The organism is Polaromonas aquatica, assembly GCF_042659145.1.
Lineage (GTDB): Bacteria > Pseudomonadota > Gammaproteobacteria > Burkholderiales > Burkholderiaceae_C > Polaromonas > Polaromonas aquatica.
This window is the reverse complement of the sequence record NZ_JBHSRS010000082.1, coordinates 152,833-169,319: the sequence shown is the minus strand read 5'-3', so window position 1 is coordinate 169,319 and position 16,487 is coordinate 152,833. Positions and strand designations below refer to the sequence as shown.

Here is a 16,487-nt window from a genome sequence, read left to right as displayed (position 1 = left end):
GAATCATTCATGCATTTGCCTCCTGAATCTGGTCACGCACCAGAAGCCATGCCACCGCTTGACGAGGTCGACGAACCCGTCAAGGTCACCCTCAAAATTGAAGACTGGCTGACCGTCATCGTGATGGGGGCGCTGGCGCTGTTCACCTTTGCCAATGTCCTTGTGCGTTACTTCACCAGCCAGTCCTTTGCCTGGACCGAAGAGTTCTCGGTTTTCCTGATGATTGTGCTGGCGCTGGTGGGAAGCTCCGCCGCCATTGCACGCGATCGCCACATCCGCATCGAATACTTTTCGGGAAACGGTTCCATGGCCAGGCGCAAGAAACTGGCCCAGTTGGGTGCAGCCATGGTGGCCATACTGTTTGGCCTGATCGCCGTGCTGAGCGTACGCCTGGTGTGGGACGACTACCGCTTTAATGAAACCTCGCCGGGCATAGGCATTCCGCAGTGGTGGTACTCCATCTGGCTGCCCATTCTTTCGCTTGGCATGGCGCTGCGCGCGGTGGGCCTGTTCATTCGCCGTGGACGGCGCGCATGATACCGACCCTTCTTTTCATCGCCTTTATTGCGCTGATGCTGGTCGGCGTGCCGATTGGTGCAGCCCTCGGGCTGGCAGGCGCAGCGGCCATCGCGCTGGCCAACGCAGATGCGCAGTGGTTTGGCCTGCTGGCCGTGCCGCAGAACTTTTACGCCGGGCTGGGCAAGTACCCTTTGCTGGCGATTCCCATGTTTGTGCTGGTCGGCTCCATCTTTGACCGCTCCGGCGTGGCCTTGCGGCTGGTCAATTTTGCGGTGGCCATTGTCGGGCGCGGCCCGGGCATGCTGCCGCTGGTGGCCATTGCCGTTGCCATGTTCCTGGGCGGGATTTCAGGTTCGGGGCCCGCATGCGCGGCGGCAGTTGGTGCCGTGATGATCAGCGCCATGTCGCGTGCCGGTTACCCGCCGTCTTTCTCTGCCAGCGTTGTGGGCGCCGCAGCGTCCACCGACATCCTGATCCCGCCGTCCATTGCCTTTATCGTTTATTCGGTGTTGGTGCCGAATGCATCCGTTCCTGCGCTTTTTGCCGCCGGCATGATCCCGGGCATCCTGGCTGGCCTGGCACTCATCGTGCCTTCGGTATGGCTCTCGCGCAAATACAAGATGGGTGCGCTGGAAGCCAACATGCCCAAGCCGCCCTTCTGGGCCAGCTTGCGCGACGCCATCTGGGGCCTCGCGGCGCCGGTGCTGATTCTGGGCGGCATGCGCGCCGGCTGGTTCACGCCGACGGAAGCCGCCGTGGTGGCGGTGTTTTACGGCCTGTTTGTCGGCATGGTGATACACCGCACGATCAAGTTCCGCGACCTGTTTGAGATCCTGCGTGAGTCAGGCGAGCTTTCCGCCGTGATCCTGCTGGTGGTTTCGCTGGCCGGCATCTTTGCCTATTCGCTCAGCACGCTGGGGGTCATAGACCCCATCACGCTGGCCATCACATCTTCCGGACTGGGCGAGTACGGCATTTTGGCCCTGCTTATCCTGATGCTGATCACCGTGGGCATGTTCCTGGACGGTATCTCCATCTTCCTGATTTTTGTGCCGCTGCTGCTGCCTATAGCACAGCACTACAACTGGGACCTGGTCTGGTTTGGTGTCATCCTCACGCTCAAGGTCGCCATCGGCCAGTTCACGCCGCCGCTGGCGGTGAACCTGATGGTGTCGTGCCGGATCGCCAATGTGCGCATGGAAGAAACCGTGCGCTGGGTGGTGTGGATGATGGCCGCCATGTTCCTGGTGCTGGTGGCCGTGATTGCCTTCCCCCAGCTGGCCCTGTGGCTGCCGCACAAACTCGGTTATTGAACCCGGATTGATCCCGACCAGATTTTTACCAAGGAGACTTTCGAATGAAATTTAAAACCGTCCTCGGCCTGGCGCTGGCTTGCGCCTCGCTGGCATTCACGGCCGCTGCGCCCGCGCAAACCTACAAATCCGAATACAAGATGTCGCTGGTCGTCGGGCCAGCCTTCCCCTGGGGCAAGGGCGGCGAGATCTGGGCCAACCTCGTGCGCGAGCGCACGCAGGGCCGCATCAATATCAAGCTGTATCCCGGCGTCTCATTGATCCAGGGCGACCAGACACGTGAGTTCAGCGCGATTCGCCAGGGCGTGATCGACATGGCCATAGGCTCCACCATCAACTGGTCGCCGCAGGTCAAGGAACTGAATATCTTTTCGCTGCCCTTCCTGATGCCGGACTATGCGGCGGCGGATGCACTGACGCAAGGCGAAGTGGGCAAGGAAATTTTCAGGATCATTGACAAGGCCGGTGTGGTGCCGCTCGCCTGGGGCGAAAACGGCTACCGCGAAATCAGCAACTCCAAGCTGGCCATCAAACGCCCCGAAGACATGAAGGGCCTGAAGATCCGTGTCGTGGGCTCGCCGCTGTTCCTCGACACCTTCACGGCACTGGGTGCCAACCCCACGCAAATGAGTTTTGCCGATGCACAACCCGCACTGGCGACCGGCGCTGTGGACGGACAGGAAAACCCGCTGTCCATCTACACCGCCGCCAAGCTGCACAACTCTGCGCAGAAATACATCACGATGTGGGGCTACGTCAACGACCCGCTGGTCTTTGTGGTCAACAAGGAAGTCTGGGCTTCATGGACGGAAGCCGACCGCGCCATCGTCAAACAGGCCGCCCAGGATGCCGGCAAGCAGGAAATCGCCATCGCCCGAAAGGGCCTGTCAGAAGCTGACAAACCCATGCTCAAGGAGATTGCAGCGCTTGGCACCACGGTCACGCAGCTCAGCCCGGATGAGCGCGCATCCTTCGTCAAGGCCACGCGCCCGATCTACGACAAGTGGAAAAACCAGATCGGAGCCAACCTGGTGAACACGGCCGAAAAATCGATTGCTGCGCGCAAGAAATAAACAGCGCAGACAGCACAAAAAAAGCCCCGCATTGCAGGGCTTTTTTTGTGGGTGCTGACCCATTTTCTCGCGCGTTTTACAACAAATAGTCGCCGCTGTCCTCGGGCTGGAACAGCAGCTCCAGTATTTCTGCCGAGGCCTGTTCCCCTTGCGGGCTGGCCCAGCTGGCCGTTTGGCCCACGGACAACCCGAGCAAGGCAGCGCCCACCGGCGACAACACCGACACAAAACCGGTGGCCGGCTCGGCATCGTGGGGGTAACACAGCGTCAGCTTGCGCTGCTCACCGGTTCGCAGATCGGCCAGAAGCACCTGTGAGTACATGGTCACCACATTCGGCGGCACGTCATACGAGGACACCAGCTCGGCAGCTTCGATCACGTCGCTGATGGCCGGGGCAAGCCCCGGGACCGCGCGCCCCGAAGGCAGGCGCACGAGGTTGGAAATACGCAAATGGTCAAGTTCTGTCAGCGTGCGCGACAGTTGAGGGGAAGCAGACATGAAAACTCCTGAATCAATAGAGCCCGGAAAAGGCTTACCGGGCGAGCCAGTTGGCTTGCTGCCCGACGATCCAGAAATAGCGCTAAAAAAAGAAGAAGGAAAGGATCGCCGGGCTCAGGAATGTGCAACCGGCTGATGCGGCCACAGGACGGAAACATCCATGCAGTCGCCCGCGTGCCCGCGCGCTGCACATGAGGCAACGGCTAGGCGCACGGTAACGCGCTGGATGATCGTCAAGGTCGCAAACATGAATAAGGTCGTTCACAACGGTCGGGCAGGCCTGGTGGCCGGCCGCATCGTTCAGTGCTGAAGAATCTTGTTGAGGAAATCCTTGGTGCGGGGCTGACGGTTTTCGGGGTGATTGAAAAACTCGTCTTTCGAGCAGTCTTCCAGGATTTTACCGCCCACATCCATAAAGATGACACGGCTGCCGACCTTGCGGGCAAAACCCATCTCATGGGTGACCACCATCATGGTCATGCCTTCAACGGCCAGGCCCATCATGCAATCGAGCACCTCGCCGACCATCTCAGGGTCCAGCGCCGAAGTCGGCTCGTCAAACAACATGGCAATCGGATCCATGCTGAGCGCCCGGGCAATCGCCACACGCTGCTGCTGCCCGCCCGAGAGCTGGCCGGGAAATTTGTCCTTGTGCGCCATCAGGCCTACGCGGTCCAGGTATTTCAGGCCGTGTTTTGTGGCCTCATCGATCTTTCGACCCAGCACCTTCATTTGCGCCAGGGTCAGGTTTTCGGTCACGCTCAAATGCGGAAAAAGCTCGAAGTTCTGGAACACCATGCCGACACGGCTGCGCAGTTTCGGCAAATCGGTCTTGGGGTCATGCACCGCCTGGCCATCCACAAAAATCTGGCCCTTCTGGAAAGGCTCCAGCGCATTGATGGTTTTGATCAATGTCGATTTGCCCGAGCCGGATGGACCGCAGACCACCACCACCTCGCCTTTTTTGATACTGGTCGTGCAGTTGTTGAGAACCTGCACCTCGCCATACCACTTGGATACATCTTTTAATTCAATCATCATCTACTCCAGTGTGCGCTTGCTTTGTTTTGTACGGGTTTTGCTTTTTGCAGAACTTATCGAATGATGGCAATCCTGGCCTGCAGGCGCTTGACCATATAGGACAGGCCGAAGCACATCACAAAATAGACCACTGCCGCCAACAGGTAGGCCTCTTCGGTCCGCCCGTATATCTTGCCTGCCGTGCTGAACCCCTTGAGCAGGTCATAGGCGCCGATGGCGTATACCAGCGAGGTGTCCTGGAACAGGATGATGGTTTGCGTCAGCAGAATCGGCACCATGTTGCGAAAGGCCTGCGGCAGAATGATGAGTTTCATGTTCTGCGCATAGGTCATGCCCAGCGCACGGCCGGCGTTGACCTGGCCGCGCGAGATGGACTGGATGCCTGCCCGCATGATCTCGCTGAAGTAAGCCGCTTCAAACGCCACAAAGGTGATGATGGCCGAGATTTCAGCACGGTAGTTGCTGCCCCCGGGAATAAGGGCATAAAACCCCGCCGGCACCAGCAGGAAGAACCACAGGATCACCATGACCAACGGAACCGAGCGCATGCCGTTGACGTAGATCGTCGCCGGCACCGTCAGGATTTTCTTACCCGACAGCCGCATCAGGGCCAGCAAGGTCCCCAGGATGATGCCGCCTATGGTAGCGATGACCGTCAGCTGGATACTGAAAATAAAGCCTTTGAGCACGAACTTGGAAATAATGTCCCAGTTCAGGAAACTCATGTCGAGTCCAAGAATCATGTCAGTGCCCTCCGCCTGCAACACCGGCCACGATGTAACCCGGTATCTGCAGCTTCTTCTCAACAAGCGCCATGGCACGGTTGACTGCAAAGGCCGAGATGGCATACAGCGCCGTCACGGCCAGGTAAATCTCAATACCGCGTGAGGTTTCCTCCTGGGCCTGCATGGCAAACATGGTGAGCTCGGCGATAGACACGGCAAAGGCCACCGAGGAGTTCTTGAGCAGGTTCATGGACTCGCTGGTGAGCGGCGGAATGATGATGCGAAACGCCATCGGCAGGATCACGTAGCGGTAGGTTTGCGCCGTGGTGAAGCCCATGGCCAGGCCTGCGTAGCGCTGGCCGCGCGGCAGTGCCTGAATACCGGCCCGGACCTGCTCGGCAATCCGCGCGGAAGTAAAAAACCCAAGCGCAAACACCACCAGGATAAAACTGGGCAGCTCTTTCATGGACGGAAAGACTTTCGGCACCACAAAATACCAGATGAAAATCTGCACCAGCAGCGGAATATTGCGAAACAGCTCAACCCAGGCGTTGGAAAAACGAACCAGCCACGGGCTGTTAGGCAAGGTGCGCAGCGTACCGATCAAGGCCCCCACCACCATGGCCACCACCCAGGACGCCCCTGCGACAGCCAGCGTCCAGCCCCAGGCGTCCAGCATCCATTGCAGGTAGGTGCGCCCACTGCCATCGTCGGTTAAAAATACGTTCCAGTCCCACGTCATGATGACTCCAGCTTGCTGTTATTGATGTTCTTGCTCAAAGTGAATATGCCCCGCGGCAAATGACAAACCCCGCCTTGAAATCCAGGGACGGGGTTTGTGCATTTCGCCTGTTTTGCCTTGAAGGCCCTATGACTGCCTGATTACTTCTTGGCGTAATCTTCCATGGGCTTGTCATTCGGCGTGGCCCAGGCGGCCTTGGTGCTGTCGCTGAGTGCCAGGCCAACCTTGGTGTTTTTCGGAGGGATTGGCTGCAGGAACCACTTGTCCCAGAGCTTGTTCATGTCGCCGGCCTTGATCATGTCCCTGATGGTGTCGTCACCGAGCTTTTTGAAGGCTGGGTCATCCTTGCGGATCATGATGGCGATGGGCTCAACGCTCAGCACCTCACCGACGATCTTGTAGTCGGCCGGGTTCTTGGCGGTTGCAATATTGCCGGCCAGGATGGAACCGTCCATGACAAATGCGTCGGCACGGCCGGACTCGAGCAGCAGGAAACTGTCGGAATGGTCCTTGCCAAACACTTCCTTGAAGTCGATACCTTTTGCACGCTCGTTCTTGCGCAGGGTCTGGACGGACGTGGTGCCCGTGGTGGTTGCCACGTTTTTGCCATTGAGCTGGGTGATGGAGGTGATGCCGGAGTTGGCCTTCACGGCGATGCGCACCTCCTCAACAAAGGTGGTGTACAGGAAAGCCACGTCTTTCTGGCGGGCCACGTTATTGGTGGTGGAGCCGCACTCCAGGTCCACCGTGCCGTTCTGGACCAGGGGGATACGGTTTTGCGAGGTCACGGACTGGTATTTGACTTCCAGCTTGCGGCCGGCGGCCTTTTCCAGGGCGGCAATCACGCGGTTGCAGATCTCGACGTGGTAACCCGTGTATTTGCCGTCGCCCAGGGTATAGGACAGGGCACCGGAGGAGTCACGAACACCCATGGTCACAACGCCGGAGGCCTTGACCTTGGCGATGGTGTCATTGGCCTGCGCAAAAGCAGCACCGGTTGCAAGCAGCGCAATTGAGAGGGCGGCTAGTTTGAGTTTCATGTTATCTCCTGTGTTTGAAATGAAGCAGTTAGTGAATACTATTCTAGAGAGTCGGTGCATGCGCCAACCCCAAGGTTTACCCGCGTCCAGCTTGCATGAACGCGGGTTGAAGCTGTTTGAAATCTGACAACCCCATGCGCCTTATTTTCATCGCCCAAAACGCCGGGCCAGAAAACCTGCGCCCGAAATCCTTCCCCAGTGTGGTGCGCGCAGATATAGCCAAGGTCCATCCCGTTCTTAAAGCAGTCTTTGTGCCAGTTCCCTGCAAACCATACCGCGTCAAGACCTGACCGTGCCGAACTGTAGATTTACGCCCCCAAAAATACCAATGCCGTTTCAGCGGCGGCTCATGCATTTCTTTTATAGGTACAAAGGGTTACTACCTAGTCGTCGGTTTGGCGCCTGCCGCACCGGGTTTGGGATTTGACTGCAATAGCAGGTAGGTCCACAGTGCCTGGGCATGGCTTTTGGCCGATTCGCTGGACGCTGGCCGTTCCCGGTAAACACGGATGTCCATGGTCATCTCCAGTTTGTCGCCGGCGCTCACCAGTTTTTTGGCCCGCAGCTCCTTTTTGACCGCGCTGTAAGGCAAAAATGCAATGCCGTGGCCTTCAAGTGCCATGGCTTTGAGGCCTTCTGCCATGTCGGTTTCGTAGACCCGATCAAGGTGAATCGCGGTACTCGACTGTTTCAGGATCAGGTCCACCACGCGGCCCAGGTAGGCACCGGGGGCGTAACCCAGGTAAGGCAGGGGCTGGCCCGGCCGGCCCGGCAGCTTGTACATCGGCTCGCCACTCGCATCGGGTTTTACATAGGGAGCCAACACCTCCTGGCCCAGCGTGACCATTTCATAACGACCGGGATCGAGCTGGAAAGGCTGAGAGTCATGATGGTAGGCAATCAGCAGGTCGCAGCTGCCCTCCACCAGCCTGAGCACGGCGTCGTGCACATTGAGGGCGATCAGGCGGCTTTTGATGGGGCCGAACTTTTCGCGCAGGCTGCTGACCCAGGCCGGGAAAAACGTGAAGGCCAGCGTGTGCGGCACCGCAAACTCGATCACGTCCTGTCCGGCAGACGTGTGGCCCCTGAGCATGGCCCGCGTGGACTGCAGGCCCTGCAGCATTTCCAGCGACTGGTTGTACAGGGTTTCACCCGCAGGCGTCAGGCGGGTGGGATAAGAGCTGCGGTCCACCAGGTCAGTGCCTGCCCAGGCCTCCAGCGCCTGTATGCGCCTCGAAAAAGCCGGCTGTGTCACATGCCGCAACTGTGCCGAGCGGCTGAAACTGCGGGTTTCAGCGAGACTGACAAAATCTTCTAGCCATTTGGTTTCCATCCGGAGATTATGCGAGCGCCCAGACACCCCACGGCTACGGGGAATCCCATACACAGCGTTCGCCGCGAACGGAACACAGTCTCCAGGCGATTTTCAGGCCGCCTCAATTGCTATCAATTCAATAGCTTGTCGCGCACAATTACAGCCGGCCGCAGGCACTTTTCATTAAAAATCGCTGGCGCTTTGCTGCAAGGTCCACATCCTGGCGTACTTTTGACCCATGGCCAGCAGGTCGGCATGGGTGCCCCGCTCCACAATGCAGCCGTCTTCCATCACCAGGATTTCATGCGCATCCACCACGGTGGACAGGCGGTGCGCAATCACCAGCGTGGTCTTGTTTTGCGCCGCCGTGCGCAGCTCGGCCTGGATGGCGCGCTCATTGGCGGAGTCCAGCGCCGAGGTGGCTTCGTCAAAAATCACCACCGGCGGATTTTTGAGCAGGGTACGCGCAATCGCCACACGCTGCTTTTCGCCGCCCGAGAGCTTGAGCCCGCGCTCGCCGACCATGGTGTTGTAGCCGAGCGGGGTGGATACGATGAAGTCATGGATGCGGGCCGCGCGGGCTGCCGCTTCGACTTCCTCACGGCTGGCGCCCGGCTTGCCATAGGCGATGTTGTATTCCACCGTGTCGTTGAACAGCACGGTGTCCTGCGGCACGATGCCTATAGCCTGCCGCACGCTGGCCTGCGTGACGTGTTTGATGTCCTGCCCGGCAATCGTGATGCGGCCTTGCTGGACATCGTAAAAGCGGAACAGCAGGCGCGCCAGCGTGGACTTGCCCGCGCCCGACGAGCCCACCACCGCCACGGTTTTGCCCGGCGGGATTTCAAAACTCACGTTTTTCAGGATAGGCCGCGCGGCTTCGTAGGCAAAACTGACGTTCTCAAACCTGACAACGGGTGATGCGTCAATACGGATCGGCAGGGCTCCGGGTTCGTCCGCTATCTCACGCTCCTTCTCCATCAGCGTGAACATCTTGTCGAGATCGGTCAGGCTTTGTTTGATCTCGCGGTAAATCACCCCCAGGAAGCCCAGCGGAATGTAAAGCTGGATCATGAAGGCATTGACCATCACCAGGTCGCCCAAGGTCATGCGGCCGTCCACCACGCCCTGCGTGGCCCGCCAGAGCATGGCAACCAGGCCGACGGCAATGATGAGCTGCTGGCCGGTGTTGAGCATGCTCAGGGTGGTCTGGCTCTTGATCGCCGCACGCCGGTAGCGCTGCAGGTTTTCGTCGTAACGCGTGGCTTCAAAGTTTTCGTTATTGAAGTATTTGACGGTTTCGTAATTGAGCAGGGAATCAATCGCCCGGCTGTGGGCGGTCGAGTCGAGCTCGTTCATCTGCTTGCGGAACTTGGTGCGCCACTCGGTCACCGTCACAGTGAAGGTGATGTAAAGCACCAGCGCGGCCAACGTGATCCAGGCAAACCAGATGTCAAACTTGACCGCCAGGATGCTCAGCACCAGGCCCACCTCAAAAAGCGTGGGAATGATGCTGTACAGCGAATAGGAAATCAGCGAGTGCACGCCGCGCGTGCCGCGCTCGATGTCGCGCGTCATGCCGCCAGTCTGGCGCTCCAGGTGAAAACGCAGGCTCAGCGCATGCAGGTGCCTGAAAACCTCCAGGGAAATCTTGCGTGCCGCGCCTTCGGTAGCCTTGGCAAACACCAGCTCACGCAGTTCGGTGAACAGCGAGGTCGACAGGCGCAGCAGGCCGTAACCCAGCAGCAGCGCGGCGGGGACCACCAGCACCGCCTGCACATTGCCCGGCTTCAGGCTCATGGCGTCCACCAGGTTCTTGAGCAACAGCGGCACGCCCACGTTACCCAGCTTGGCCGCCAGCACAAAAGTCAGGGCTGCGACCACACGCCATTTGTAGTCCCACAAATAGGGAAAAAGGCGTTTAAGGGTGTCCCAGTCGGACCGGGCAGGTGCCTGGGCGGCGGGCGAGCCAGGGTGGCCGGCCATGGGCGGCATGGCCAGGGAAGAATCGGCACTGGAAGCTCGGGAGCGCATAGAGGACAATCGTTCGGGTTATTTCAATTTCTTTGCAGATTGTGCCTATGTCTTCCGAATCAAGCGCCCACTCGGGTACTCCGCCCGATACACCAGCCGTCGAGTTGCCGACCGACAAGGAACTGGTGCTCAAGGTCATTCCCATGCCGGCGGATTGCAATGCCAACGGCGACATCTTCGGCGGCTGGGTCATGGCCCAGGTCGACCTGGCCGGCGCCGTACTGCCGGCGCGCTACGTGGACGGCCGCATGGCGACGGTGGCCGTCAACCAGTTCATCTTCAAGCAACCGGTGCGTGTCGGTGACCTTTTGTCCTTTTTTGCATCGGTGACACGTATTGGCACCACCTCCGTCACGGTGCAGGTTGAGGTCTATGCCGAGCACCTGCGCAGCCAGGGCATCTACAAAAAAGTGACCGAGGCCAGCCTCACCTACGTGGCGATTGACGACTTCGGCAGGCCGCGCAAGATCGCAAAGTCCTGAAACGGCCGGAGCCCTCAGGAAACGATATAGGCGCCCGCCCCGGTGGACAGCAGCTTGCCGTCCGCGCCAAAAAACTCCATGCGAGTACTCGCCACCCGCGAGCCCAGCCGCAACACCTCGGCCTGCAATTCAAAATACGCCCCGATGGCAGGCCTGAGGTAGTCGACCCGCAGGTCAATGGTGCCCAGCTTGGCAAAGCGGTGCAGGCGCTGCGCAGGCGTTTCATCCATATGGCGCGCGCCGATGGCAGCCATCACCGCCAGGCCGGCCAGGGCGTCCAGCGCAGCGCTGACCACCCCGCCATGGACACGGTTATAGCTGTAGTGGCCCACCAGCTCATGCCGCATGTCTATGCGCGCCCTGACGCGTTCAGGGCTGAGCAACGTGAGTTTCAGGCCCAGCACCTTGTTGAAAACGATTTTGTTTTCGAACAGGTCCGTCAGGCCGGCAATGAACTCGTCTTCAAACACGACGGGCGGGGACGGATGGGTTGTCGTGGATTTCGTCATCGCCCTATTGTCGTGCAGCACCACCTGGCACCGCGGGCCCCATCATTCAGCCGGCTGGCAGTTGCCTGATGCGCTCAATGAGCAACTCGCGTTCACGCAAATTGACCGCAAGTTGCGCGGCTTGCTCGAACGCTGCCCTGGCCTCGCTGTTGCGGCCAAGCCTGGCCAACAGGTCACCACGCACACTGGGAAGCCATTGGTAATTTTGCAGGGATTTGTCAGTGTTCAGCACATCGATGATGGTCAGCCCCGCCGCAGGCCCGAAGGCCATGCTCACTGCCACGGCGCGGTTAAGTTCGACCACAGGCGAAGGCACAAGCCGGGCGAGCGCGTCATAAATGGCGGCGATGCGCACCCAGTCTGTCTCCGCACCCGTTCTTGCACGGGCGTGGCACGCGGCAATCTCAGCCTGTAGTGCATAGGACCCGAGCGCCTGCCCATGCGAGGCACACAGCGCCTCGGCTCGCTCAAGCGCCGCCAGCCCCCTGGTGACAAGCAGGCGGTCCCAGCGGGTGCGGTCCTGTTCAAGCAGCAGCACCGGACGGCCCGATGCATCCACACGCGCCGCGGTGCGCGAGGCCTGCAACTCCATCAGCGCAACCAGGCCATGCACCTCGGGCTCGCCAGGCGCCAGCCCGGCAAGCATGCGGCCCAGCCGCAGTGCCTCGTCGGTGAGCGCCGGGCGCATCCAGTCCTCGCCGGCTGAGGCGGTATAGCCCTCGTTAAAAACCAGGTAGACCACCTCCAGCACCGAGGCCAGCCGGGCACCGAGTTCATCCCCGCGCGGCACTTCAAACGGCACATGCGCTTCAGTCAGCGTGCGCTTGGCCCGCGTGATGCGCTGCGCGATCGTTGGCTCCTGCACAAGAAAAGCCCGCGCGATCTCGTGCGTTGTCAGACCACCCAGCAGTTTGAGCGTGAGCGCCACGCGCGCCTCGGTCGACAGCAGCGGATGGCAGGCTGTGAAAATCAGGCGCAACAGGTCGTCGCCTATTTCGGCCTCACGCGCAGCATCCAGCCCGTCCACAAAGTCGGGCACCAGATGGGCCTCCTGCGCCTCCATGTCGTGGCCTATCTGCTCAAGCTTGCCCTCCAGCGACTTCTCGCGCCGCAGGCGGTCCAGGGCCTTGTTCCTGGCGGCAGTCATGAGCCACGCGCCCGGGTTGCCGGGCACACCTGTACCGGGCCAGTGCTCCAGTGCAGAGACCAGCGCATCCTGCGCCAGTTCTTCGGCCAGCCCGATGTCGCGCACCATGCGCGCCACCGCACCAACAATTTTGGCGGACTCCATGCGCCATACGGTGGCAATGGCCTGGTGGGTGGCTGAATGCATGCGTCGGGTTTTCCGGGTTCAGGGCAAACAACTCAGGCGTTCGGCTTGGCTGTATCGGGGTCCATCCAGAAGACCTCCCACACATGGCCATCGAGATCGGTGAACCCGTGGCTGTACATAAAGCCGTGGTCCTGTTTCGGGTTGGGTGCAGTGCCGCCGGCAGCCAGTGCCTGCCTCACCATCTCATCGACCTCCTCTCGGCTTTCGCAGGACAGCGCAATCAGCACCTCGGTGGTTTTGGTGGCGTCGGCGATGGCCTTCTTGGTGAAACCCTGGAAGAAGGGCTCTACCAGCAGCATGGCGTAGCTGTGGTTCTCGCGGATCACCATGCAGGCGCCCTGCTCATTGGTAAATTGCGGATTGAAGGCAAAGCCCAGGCTTTTGAAAAAGGCCTGGCTGCGCGCCATGTTCTTGATGGGCAAATTGATGAAGACTTGACGTGACATACGGTTCTCCTTGAAGAAATGAGGCGGGAATCAGGCAGGCTTCTCGGCTTTGGCCTTGAGGGCGGCCAGGCCGTCCGCGAAGTCCTTGCCGACCATCTTGTCCATGTCGAAAACAACGCCCATGAACCTGGCCAGAAAGGGCGCCGGGCCTTCCATGGCCCATGTGACCCCGGTCTGGCTCCCCTGTGGCACCAGCGTGAAAGTGACGACGTTGTCCGCCTTGAAAGGCGCCGTCATGACAAGCCGCATGCGCAGTTGCGAAGGGGCATCTGCCTGCGTGACCTCAAAACTCCCGCTGCCGGCCTTTTTGCTTTCAAAGTCGTAGTGTGCGCCCGGCCCGCTGGCAGGGCCGCTGTAGCTGCCCTTCATCGCCGGGTCTTTCTGGTTGTAGGGGTTCCAGGTGTTGAATGCGCGCACATCATTGATCAGCGGGAATATACGATCGGCCGGCGCAGCGATGGTGATGGCACGCGAGACACGGAATGTAGCGAGCCGCTGCGAGGCAATGAGCGCCACCACTGCGGCGGCCAGCGCCAGAAGGCCAATGATGACAAAGAAGATCGTCGTGATCATGGGGCTATCCTTTACTTCTGGCTGGGGGTGTTCATTTCACGGAAACGCTCGACCTGTTCGCCCGGTTCAAAGTCATCCAGTTCGTACAGCTGCCTCACCTCGATCACGGCCGGCAGGTTTTCGCCCGCAGGGTTGGGAAAGCGGCGCGACCACTGCAGCGCTTCTTCGCGGGTACGGACCTGAATGGTCGTGAAGCCGGCGATCAGCTCCTTGCTCTCGGCGAAAGGGCCATCTATGACGGTGCGTTTTTGCCCGTCGTAATGGATGCGCCAGCCCTTGCGGCTGGGCTGCAGGCCGCTGGCGTCCAGCAGCACGCCGGCCTTGGCCAGTTCCTCGTGAAAGTCCGCCATGGCGGTCAGCAGTTTTTCGTCCGGTGTCTGCGGGGTGGTCTCTGCCTCAAACTCGGGTGTGGATTTGACGATGATCATGAATCGCATGGGGATACTCCTTCGTTACTGTTGAAAACCAGAAAAATTCCGGTCTCTAACCACACGACGAGCAAGCGTCCGCGAAATCGACAATTCAAAACCAAGGGGAAACCCTTGTCAAACACGCTTACCCCGGTTCAGCCGCGTCCTCGTAACACGGGGCCAGCGCCCTCACCTCGATGGTGGCCCACTCCGCTGCCGGGCATTGCCCGGCGATGGCCACGGCTTCCTCGCGGCTGGCGCAATTCAGAAGGAAGAACCCGCCCACCATTTCCTTGGCTTCGGCAAACGGGCCATCCAGCACATTGGCGCGCCCGCCACGCACCTCAACCCGTGCAGCAGCGGCATGCGAGCCAAGGGATTCGCTGGCCACCAACAGGCCTCGGGCCTTCAGCTCATCACCAAACCGCAGCATGCGGGCATAAACCGCCTGCCCCTCGGCTTCGCTGCGTATGCCCCGCTGCTGCGGGTCTTCAAGAATCAGCAACATATAGGACATGGGGTTCCTCGATCAAGAAATATACAGCTTCAGACCTTGCTGAAATCCGGCTTGCGCTTTTGTCGAAAGCACCGTTCCATTTCATGGCTTGTCCTTCGGACACGGACTTCAGACCTTGCTGAAGTCCGGACGGCGCTTTTCCATGAATGCCGTGAACGCTTCACGCGCTGCGGGTTCTGCCAGCATGCGGCCAAAACTGGCGCCTTCTTCGACCATGCGCTCGGCGACGATGCTGGCCTGGCCTTTTTTCATCAGGCGCTTGGTCTCGATCAGCGAGCTCAGTGGTTTGGCGGCCAGTTTTCGGGCCTGTTGCTGGGCCAGTGCGCTGGCCTCGGCAGGCGGCACGATACGGTTGATCAGGCCCATCTCAAGCGCCGTTTCTGCGCGGAAAGGCTCGCCCAGCAGCAGCGCTTCAGCGGCGCGGGGGTAACCCATGAGCTTGGGCGCCAGGTAGCTGGATGCCGCCTCGGGACACAGGCCCAGGTTCACAAAGGGCAGGGAAAACGCTGCGTTATCACCCGCGTAAATCAGGTCGCAGTGCAGCAGCATGGTAGTGCCTATGCCGACGGCCGGGCCGCAGACCGCAGCCACGATGGGTTTGCTAAAGCTGCTGATGCCGCGCAGGAAGCGGAACACCGGGGCATCCGCAGCCGATGGCGGCTTGTTCAGGAAGTCGCCAATATCGTTGCCCGCGGAAAAAATGCTTTCATGCCCCTGGATCACCAGCGCACGCACGGCTGTGTCGTGATGGGCCGACTCCAGTGCATCGGCCATGGCGGCGTACATGGCTGCGGTGAGGGAGTTCTTTTTGTCGAGCCGGTTGATCGTGAGGGTCATCACACCCGCATCGACATGGGTGAGGATTTCGGGGACGGCGTTGGAGGTGCTGGTCATGATTGTCTCAATTAAAGAATATTGGAAGCGATCTCTGATTTTCACCGAAGCAGGGTTTTTGCAAGCAGAGCCGCAGAACCGGCTTCGCCGGGCTGCAGGCGAATGGCCCCCTCGGGGGGCAGCGTAGTACGCGAAGCGACAAGCGTGGGGGGCTTAATCACTCCTTGAAATAAACCAGTTGATGGCTGGTCACCAGCAAGGTGCCGGATTCGTCCCACAGCTGCGCGGACTGGTCAAAAAACCCGTGCCTGAAAGCCTGCCCCCTGGCCTGCGCCAGGACATAACCCGTACCGGCTTGCTGCAACTGCGCGGCGCTTGCGTGAAAATAAACCGTCATGGACACCGTGCCCGCAGGCACATGCAGCGGCCGGCGCAACCAGACACGCGGGTAAAACACATCGGCCATCGCCGTGATCGAGGCAAAGTCCAGTGGCCGGGGTACGTCGTCGCGTACCCACAACTGCGTCAGGCTGTCCGGCGACAGTTTGTCCGCACCGTCCCACTTTCTGGGAATGCCGCCGCGCACAAAACGCATGTCGTAGCGGTTCAGCCACTCCATGGCGCCTGCAAGCCGGGCGCGCTCCACGTCCTTTGGCGCCGGTACATCGGGCATGGGCATGTCGTTCACCTGCCAGGTCTCGCGGCGCAAGGCCGTCATGGCGGTGGCCGTCATCACGGCAACGTCTTCCCCCTTGGCATTCGGCTGGTTCAGGCTCAGCACCCAGTGCTGGGTGGAACGGTTGGTACGTACCGGCGTGGCCGTGATGCTGAACGGGCCTTCAGCGGTGGCGCTGGCGTAGTTGACGGTCAGCGCTATCGGCTCGCCAAGCAAAGCCGGATGTTGCATGACTGCCTGCAAGGCCGTGGCCGCCGTGGAGCCGCCAAACGGCCCCACCATGTTCCAGTAGGCCGGGCTGGTGGTGCCCAGCCAGGTGTCCGGCCTGTCGCTGCCCGCGGCCTGTAGTTCGAGGGCCTGGTCAAAAAGGTGTTTTGTCATGATGGTAGTTTGACGGTGAATTGGG

General features: G+C 60.2%; 22 protein-coding genes. 7 read left to right on the top strand and 15 right to left on the bottom strand.

Annotated elements, in window-relative coordinates:
• Positions 1 to 9: 9 nt before the first annotated feature.
• Genes ACFQND_RS18565 through ACFQND_RS18555 form a run of 3 tightly spaced genes read left to right on the top strand, consistent with a single transcriptional unit; the run spans position 10 to position 2,905 of the window.
• Entirely contained in the window at positions 10 to 537 is a 528-nt protein-coding gene (locus ACFQND_RS18565; protein WP_371436974.1) for a TRAP transporter small permease, read from the top strand.
• Entirely contained in the window at positions 534 to 1,832 is a 1,299-nt protein-coding gene (locus tag ACFQND_RS18560; RefSeq protein ID WP_371436973.1) for a TRAP transporter large permease, read from the top strand. Before ACFQND_RS18565 ends, ACFQND_RS18560 begins: the two co-directional genes overlap by 4 nt.
• Before the next feature lie 44 nt (positions 1,833 to 1,876).
• Complete coding sequence (locus ACFQND_RS18555) at positions 1,877 to 2,905, top strand: DctP family TRAP transporter solute-binding subunit (protein ID WP_371436972.1); 1,029 nt, start codon at positions 1,877 to 1,879, stop codon at positions 2,903 to 2,905.
• A gap of 76 nt (positions 2,906 to 2,981) precedes the next feature.
• On the opposite strand, the gene rnk is transcribed toward ACFQND_RS18555, so the two are convergent.
• Positions 2,982 to 3,404, bottom strand: coding sequence for a nucleoside diphosphate kinase regulator (gene rnk, locus ACFQND_RS18550; protein ID WP_371436971.1), 423 nt, complete (start codon positions 3,402 to 3,404; stop codon positions 2,982 to 2,984).
• On the opposite strand from rnk, the gene ACFQND_RS18545 reads away from it, so the two are divergent.
• The gene (locus ACFQND_RS18545) at positions 3,403 to 3,540 is read left to right on the top strand and encodes a hypothetical protein (RefSeq protein ID WP_371436970.1); all 138 of its coding nucleotides are present in this window, start codon (positions 3,403 to 3,405) and stop codon (positions 3,538 to 3,540) included. The two genes, rnk and ACFQND_RS18545, sit on opposite strands and share 2 nt — an antisense overlap.
• Positions 3,541 to 3,564: 24 nt before the next feature.
• Positions 3,565 to 3,714: a hypothetical protein gene (locus ACFQND_RS18540; RefSeq protein WP_371436969.1), complete on the top strand. Its 150-nt coding sequence runs from the start codon at positions 3,565 to 3,567 to the stop codon at positions 3,712 to 3,714.
• Here the strand turns inward: ACFQND_RS18540 and ACFQND_RS18535 are convergent.
• The 4 genes from ACFQND_RS18535 to ACFQND_RS18520 form a co-directional block, all read right to left on the bottom strand.
• On the bottom strand, positions 3,705 to 4,442 hold the full coding sequence (locus ACFQND_RS18535) for an amino acid ABC transporter ATP-binding protein (protein WP_371436968.1): 738 nt from the start codon (positions 4,440 to 4,442) through the stop codon (positions 3,705 to 3,707). The genes ACFQND_RS18540 and ACFQND_RS18535 overlap by 10 nt on opposite strands.
• Positions 4,443 to 4,498: 56 nt before the next feature.
• Entirely contained in the window at positions 4,499 to 5,185 is a 687-nt protein-coding gene (locus ACFQND_RS18530; RefSeq protein WP_371437106.1) for an amino acid ABC transporter permease, read from the bottom strand.
• Positions 5,186 to 5,189: 4 nt separating this feature from the next.
• Positions 5,190 to 5,912, bottom strand: coding sequence for an amino acid ABC transporter permease (locus ACFQND_RS18525; RefSeq protein ID WP_371436967.1), 723 nt, complete (start codon positions 5,910 to 5,912; stop codon positions 5,190 to 5,192).
• Positions 5,913 to 6,052: 140 nt separating this feature from the next.
• The gene (locus ACFQND_RS18520; RefSeq protein WP_371436966.1) at positions 6,053 to 6,952 is read right to left on the bottom strand and encodes a transporter substrate-binding domain-containing protein; all 900 of its coding nucleotides are present in this window, start codon (positions 6,950 to 6,952) and stop codon (positions 6,053 to 6,055) included.
• A gap of 134 nt (positions 6,953 to 7,086) precedes the next feature.
• On the opposite strand from ACFQND_RS18520, the gene ACFQND_RS18515 reads away from it, so the two are divergent.
• Positions 7,087 to 7,242 (top strand): hypothetical protein, encoded by a 156-nt coding sequence (locus ACFQND_RS18515; protein ID WP_377414299.1) that lies wholly within the window; start codon positions 7,087 to 7,089, stop codon positions 7,240 to 7,242.
• Positions 7,243 to 7,331: 89 nt separating this feature from the next.
• Here ACFQND_RS18515 and ACFQND_RS18510 read toward each other — a convergent pair whose 3' ends face one another.
• The gene (locus ACFQND_RS18510; protein WP_371436965.1) at positions 7,332 to 8,285 is read right to left on the bottom strand and encodes a LysR family transcriptional regulator; all 954 of its coding nucleotides are present in this window, start codon (positions 8,283 to 8,285) and stop codon (positions 7,332 to 7,334) included.
• 165 nt (positions 8,286 to 8,450) lie between these two features.
• On the bottom strand, positions 8,451 to 10,301 hold the full coding sequence (locus tag ACFQND_RS18505) for an ABCB family ABC transporter ATP-binding protein/permease (RefSeq protein WP_371436964.1): 1,851 nt from the start codon (positions 10,299 to 10,301) through the stop codon (positions 8,451 to 8,453).
• A 47-nt stretch (positions 10,302 to 10,348) separates the two neighbouring features.
• Between ACFQND_RS18505 and ACFQND_RS18500 the strand changes: the two genes are divergently transcribed.
• The gene (locus ACFQND_RS18500; RefSeq protein WP_371436963.1) at positions 10,349 to 10,783 is read left to right on the top strand and encodes an acyl-CoA thioesterase; all 435 of its coding nucleotides are present in this window, start codon (positions 10,349 to 10,351) and stop codon (positions 10,781 to 10,783) included.
• A 14-nt stretch (positions 10,784 to 10,797) separates the two neighbouring features.
• Here ACFQND_RS18500 and ACFQND_RS18495 read toward each other — a convergent pair whose 3' ends face one another.
• The 8 genes from ACFQND_RS18495 to ACFQND_RS18460 form a co-directional block, all read right to left on the bottom strand.
• Positions 10,798 to 11,292, bottom strand: coding sequence for a thioesterase family protein (locus tag ACFQND_RS18495; RefSeq protein WP_371436962.1), 495 nt, complete (start codon positions 11,290 to 11,292; stop codon positions 10,798 to 10,800).
• A 46-nt stretch (positions 11,293 to 11,338) separates the two neighbouring features.
• Positions 11,339 to 12,625, bottom strand: a complete 1,287-nt coding sequence (locus ACFQND_RS18490; protein WP_371436961.1) for an RNA polymerase sigma factor — start codon at positions 12,623 to 12,625, stop codon at positions 11,339 to 11,341.
• Positions 12,626 to 12,657: 32 nt separating this feature from the next.
• Positions 12,658 to 13,071 carry a VOC family protein gene (locus ACFQND_RS18485; protein WP_371436960.1) on the bottom strand — a complete coding sequence of 138 codons (414 nt, stop codon included), beginning with the start codon at positions 13,069 to 13,071 and terminating at the stop codon, positions 12,658 to 12,660.
• 30 nt (positions 13,072 to 13,101) lie between these two features.
• Entirely contained in the window at positions 13,102 to 13,644 is a 543-nt protein-coding gene (locus tag ACFQND_RS18480) for an SRPBCC family protein (RefSeq protein WP_371436959.1), read from the bottom strand.
• An 11-nt stretch (positions 13,645 to 13,655) separates the two neighbouring features.
• Complete coding sequence (locus tag ACFQND_RS18475; protein WP_371436958.1) at positions 13,656 to 14,081, bottom strand: YciI family protein; 426 nt, start codon at positions 14,079 to 14,081, stop codon at positions 13,656 to 13,658.
• Between the two features lie 118 nt (positions 14,082 to 14,199).
• Positions 14,200 to 14,571, bottom strand: coding sequence for a YciI family protein (locus ACFQND_RS18470; RefSeq protein WP_371436957.1), 372 nt, complete (start codon positions 14,569 to 14,571; stop codon positions 14,200 to 14,202).
• Between the two features lie 108 nt (positions 14,572 to 14,679).
• A complete protein-coding gene (locus ACFQND_RS18465; protein ID WP_371436956.1) occupies positions 14,680 to 15,465 on the bottom strand; it encodes an enoyl-CoA hydratase in 786 nt (261 codons plus the stop codon).
• 157 nt (positions 15,466 to 15,622) lie between these two features.
• Positions 15,623 to 16,462, bottom strand: a complete 840-nt coding sequence (locus ACFQND_RS18460) for an acyl-CoA thioesterase (RefSeq protein WP_371436955.1) — start codon at positions 16,460 to 16,462, stop codon at positions 15,623 to 15,625.
• Between the last annotated feature and the right edge of the window lie 25 nt (positions 16,463 to 16,487).

Excerpts from the sequence above, each read along its gene's own strand:
- ACFQND_RS18495 (WP_371436962.1), bottom strand. The coding sequence starts at position 11,292 with ATGACGAAATCCACGACAACCCATCCGTCCCCGCCCGTCGTGTTTGAA.
- ACFQND_RS18500 (WP_371436963.1), top strand. The coding sequence starts at position 10,349 with ATGTCTTCCGAATCAAGCGCCCACTCGGGTACTCCGCCCGATACACCA.
- ACFQND_RS18545 (WP_371436970.1), top strand. The coding sequence starts at position 3,403 with ATGAAAACTCCTGAATCAATAGAGCCCGGAAAAGGCTTACCGGGCGAG.
- ACFQND_RS18540 (WP_371436969.1), top strand. The coding sequence starts at position 3,565 with ATGCAGTCGCCCGCGTGCCCGCGCGCTGCACATGAGGCAACGGCTAGG.
- rnk (WP_371436971.1), bottom strand. The coding sequence starts at position 3,404 with ATGTCTGCTTCCCCTCAACTGTCGCGCACGCTGACAGAACTTGACCAT.
- ACFQND_RS18555 (WP_371436972.1), top strand. The coding sequence starts at position 1,877 with ATGAAATTTAAAACCGTCCTCGGCCTGGCGCTGGCTTGCGCCTCGCTG.
- ACFQND_RS18480 (WP_371436959.1), bottom strand. The coding sequence starts at position 13,644 with ATGATCACGACGATCTTCTTTGTCATCATTGGCCTTCTGGCGCTGGCC.
- ACFQND_RS18470 (WP_371436957.1), bottom strand. The coding sequence starts at position 14,571 with ATGTCCTATATGTTGCTGATTCTTGAAGACCCGCAGCAGCGGGGCATA.
- ACFQND_RS18515 (WP_377414299.1), top strand. The coding sequence starts at position 7,087 with ATGCGCCTTATTTTCATCGCCCAAAACGCCGGGCCAGAAAACCTGCGC.
- ACFQND_RS18465 (WP_371436956.1), bottom strand. The coding sequence starts at position 15,465 with ATGACCAGCACCTCCAACGCCGTCCCCGAAATCCTCACCCATGTCGAT.
- ACFQND_RS18535 (WP_371436968.1), bottom strand. The coding sequence starts at position 4,442 with ATGATTGAATTAAAAGATGTATCCAAGTGGTATGGCGAGGTGCAGGTT.
- ACFQND_RS18460 (WP_371436955.1), bottom strand. The coding sequence starts at position 16,462 with ATGACAAAACACCTTTTTGACCAGGCCCTCGAACTACAGGCCGCGGGC.
- ACFQND_RS18565 (WP_371436974.1), top strand. The coding sequence starts at position 10 with ATGCATTTGCCTCCTGAATCTGGTCACGCACCAGAAGCCATGCCACCG.
- ACFQND_RS18490 (WP_371436961.1), bottom strand. The coding sequence starts at position 12,625 with ATGCATTCAGCCACCCACCAGGCCATTGCCACCGTATGGCGCATGGAG.
- ACFQND_RS18560 (WP_371436973.1), top strand. The coding sequence starts at position 534 with ATGATACCGACCCTTCTTTTCATCGCCTTTATTGCGCTGATGCTGGTC.
- ACFQND_RS18475 (WP_371436958.1), bottom strand. The coding sequence starts at position 14,081 with ATGCGATTCATGATCATCGTCAAATCCACACCCGAGTTTGAGGCAGAG.
- ACFQND_RS18520 (WP_371436966.1), bottom strand. The coding sequence starts at position 6,952 with ATGAAACTCAAACTAGCCGCCCTCTCAATTGCGCTGCTTGCAACCGGT.
- ACFQND_RS18510 (WP_371436965.1), bottom strand. The coding sequence starts at position 8,285 with ATGGAAACCAAATGGCTAGAAGATTTTGTCAGTCTCGCTGAAACCCGC.
- ACFQND_RS18485 (WP_371436960.1), bottom strand. The coding sequence starts at position 13,071 with ATGTCACGTCAAGTCTTCATCAATTTGCCCATCAAGAACATGGCGCGC.
- ACFQND_RS18505 (WP_371436964.1), bottom strand. The coding sequence starts at position 10,301 with ATGCGCTCCCGAGCTTCCAGTGCCGATTCTTCCCTGGCCATGCCGCCC.
- ACFQND_RS18525 (WP_371436967.1), bottom strand. The coding sequence starts at position 5,912 with ATGACGTGGGACTGGAACGTATTTTTAACCGACGATGGCAGTGGGCGC.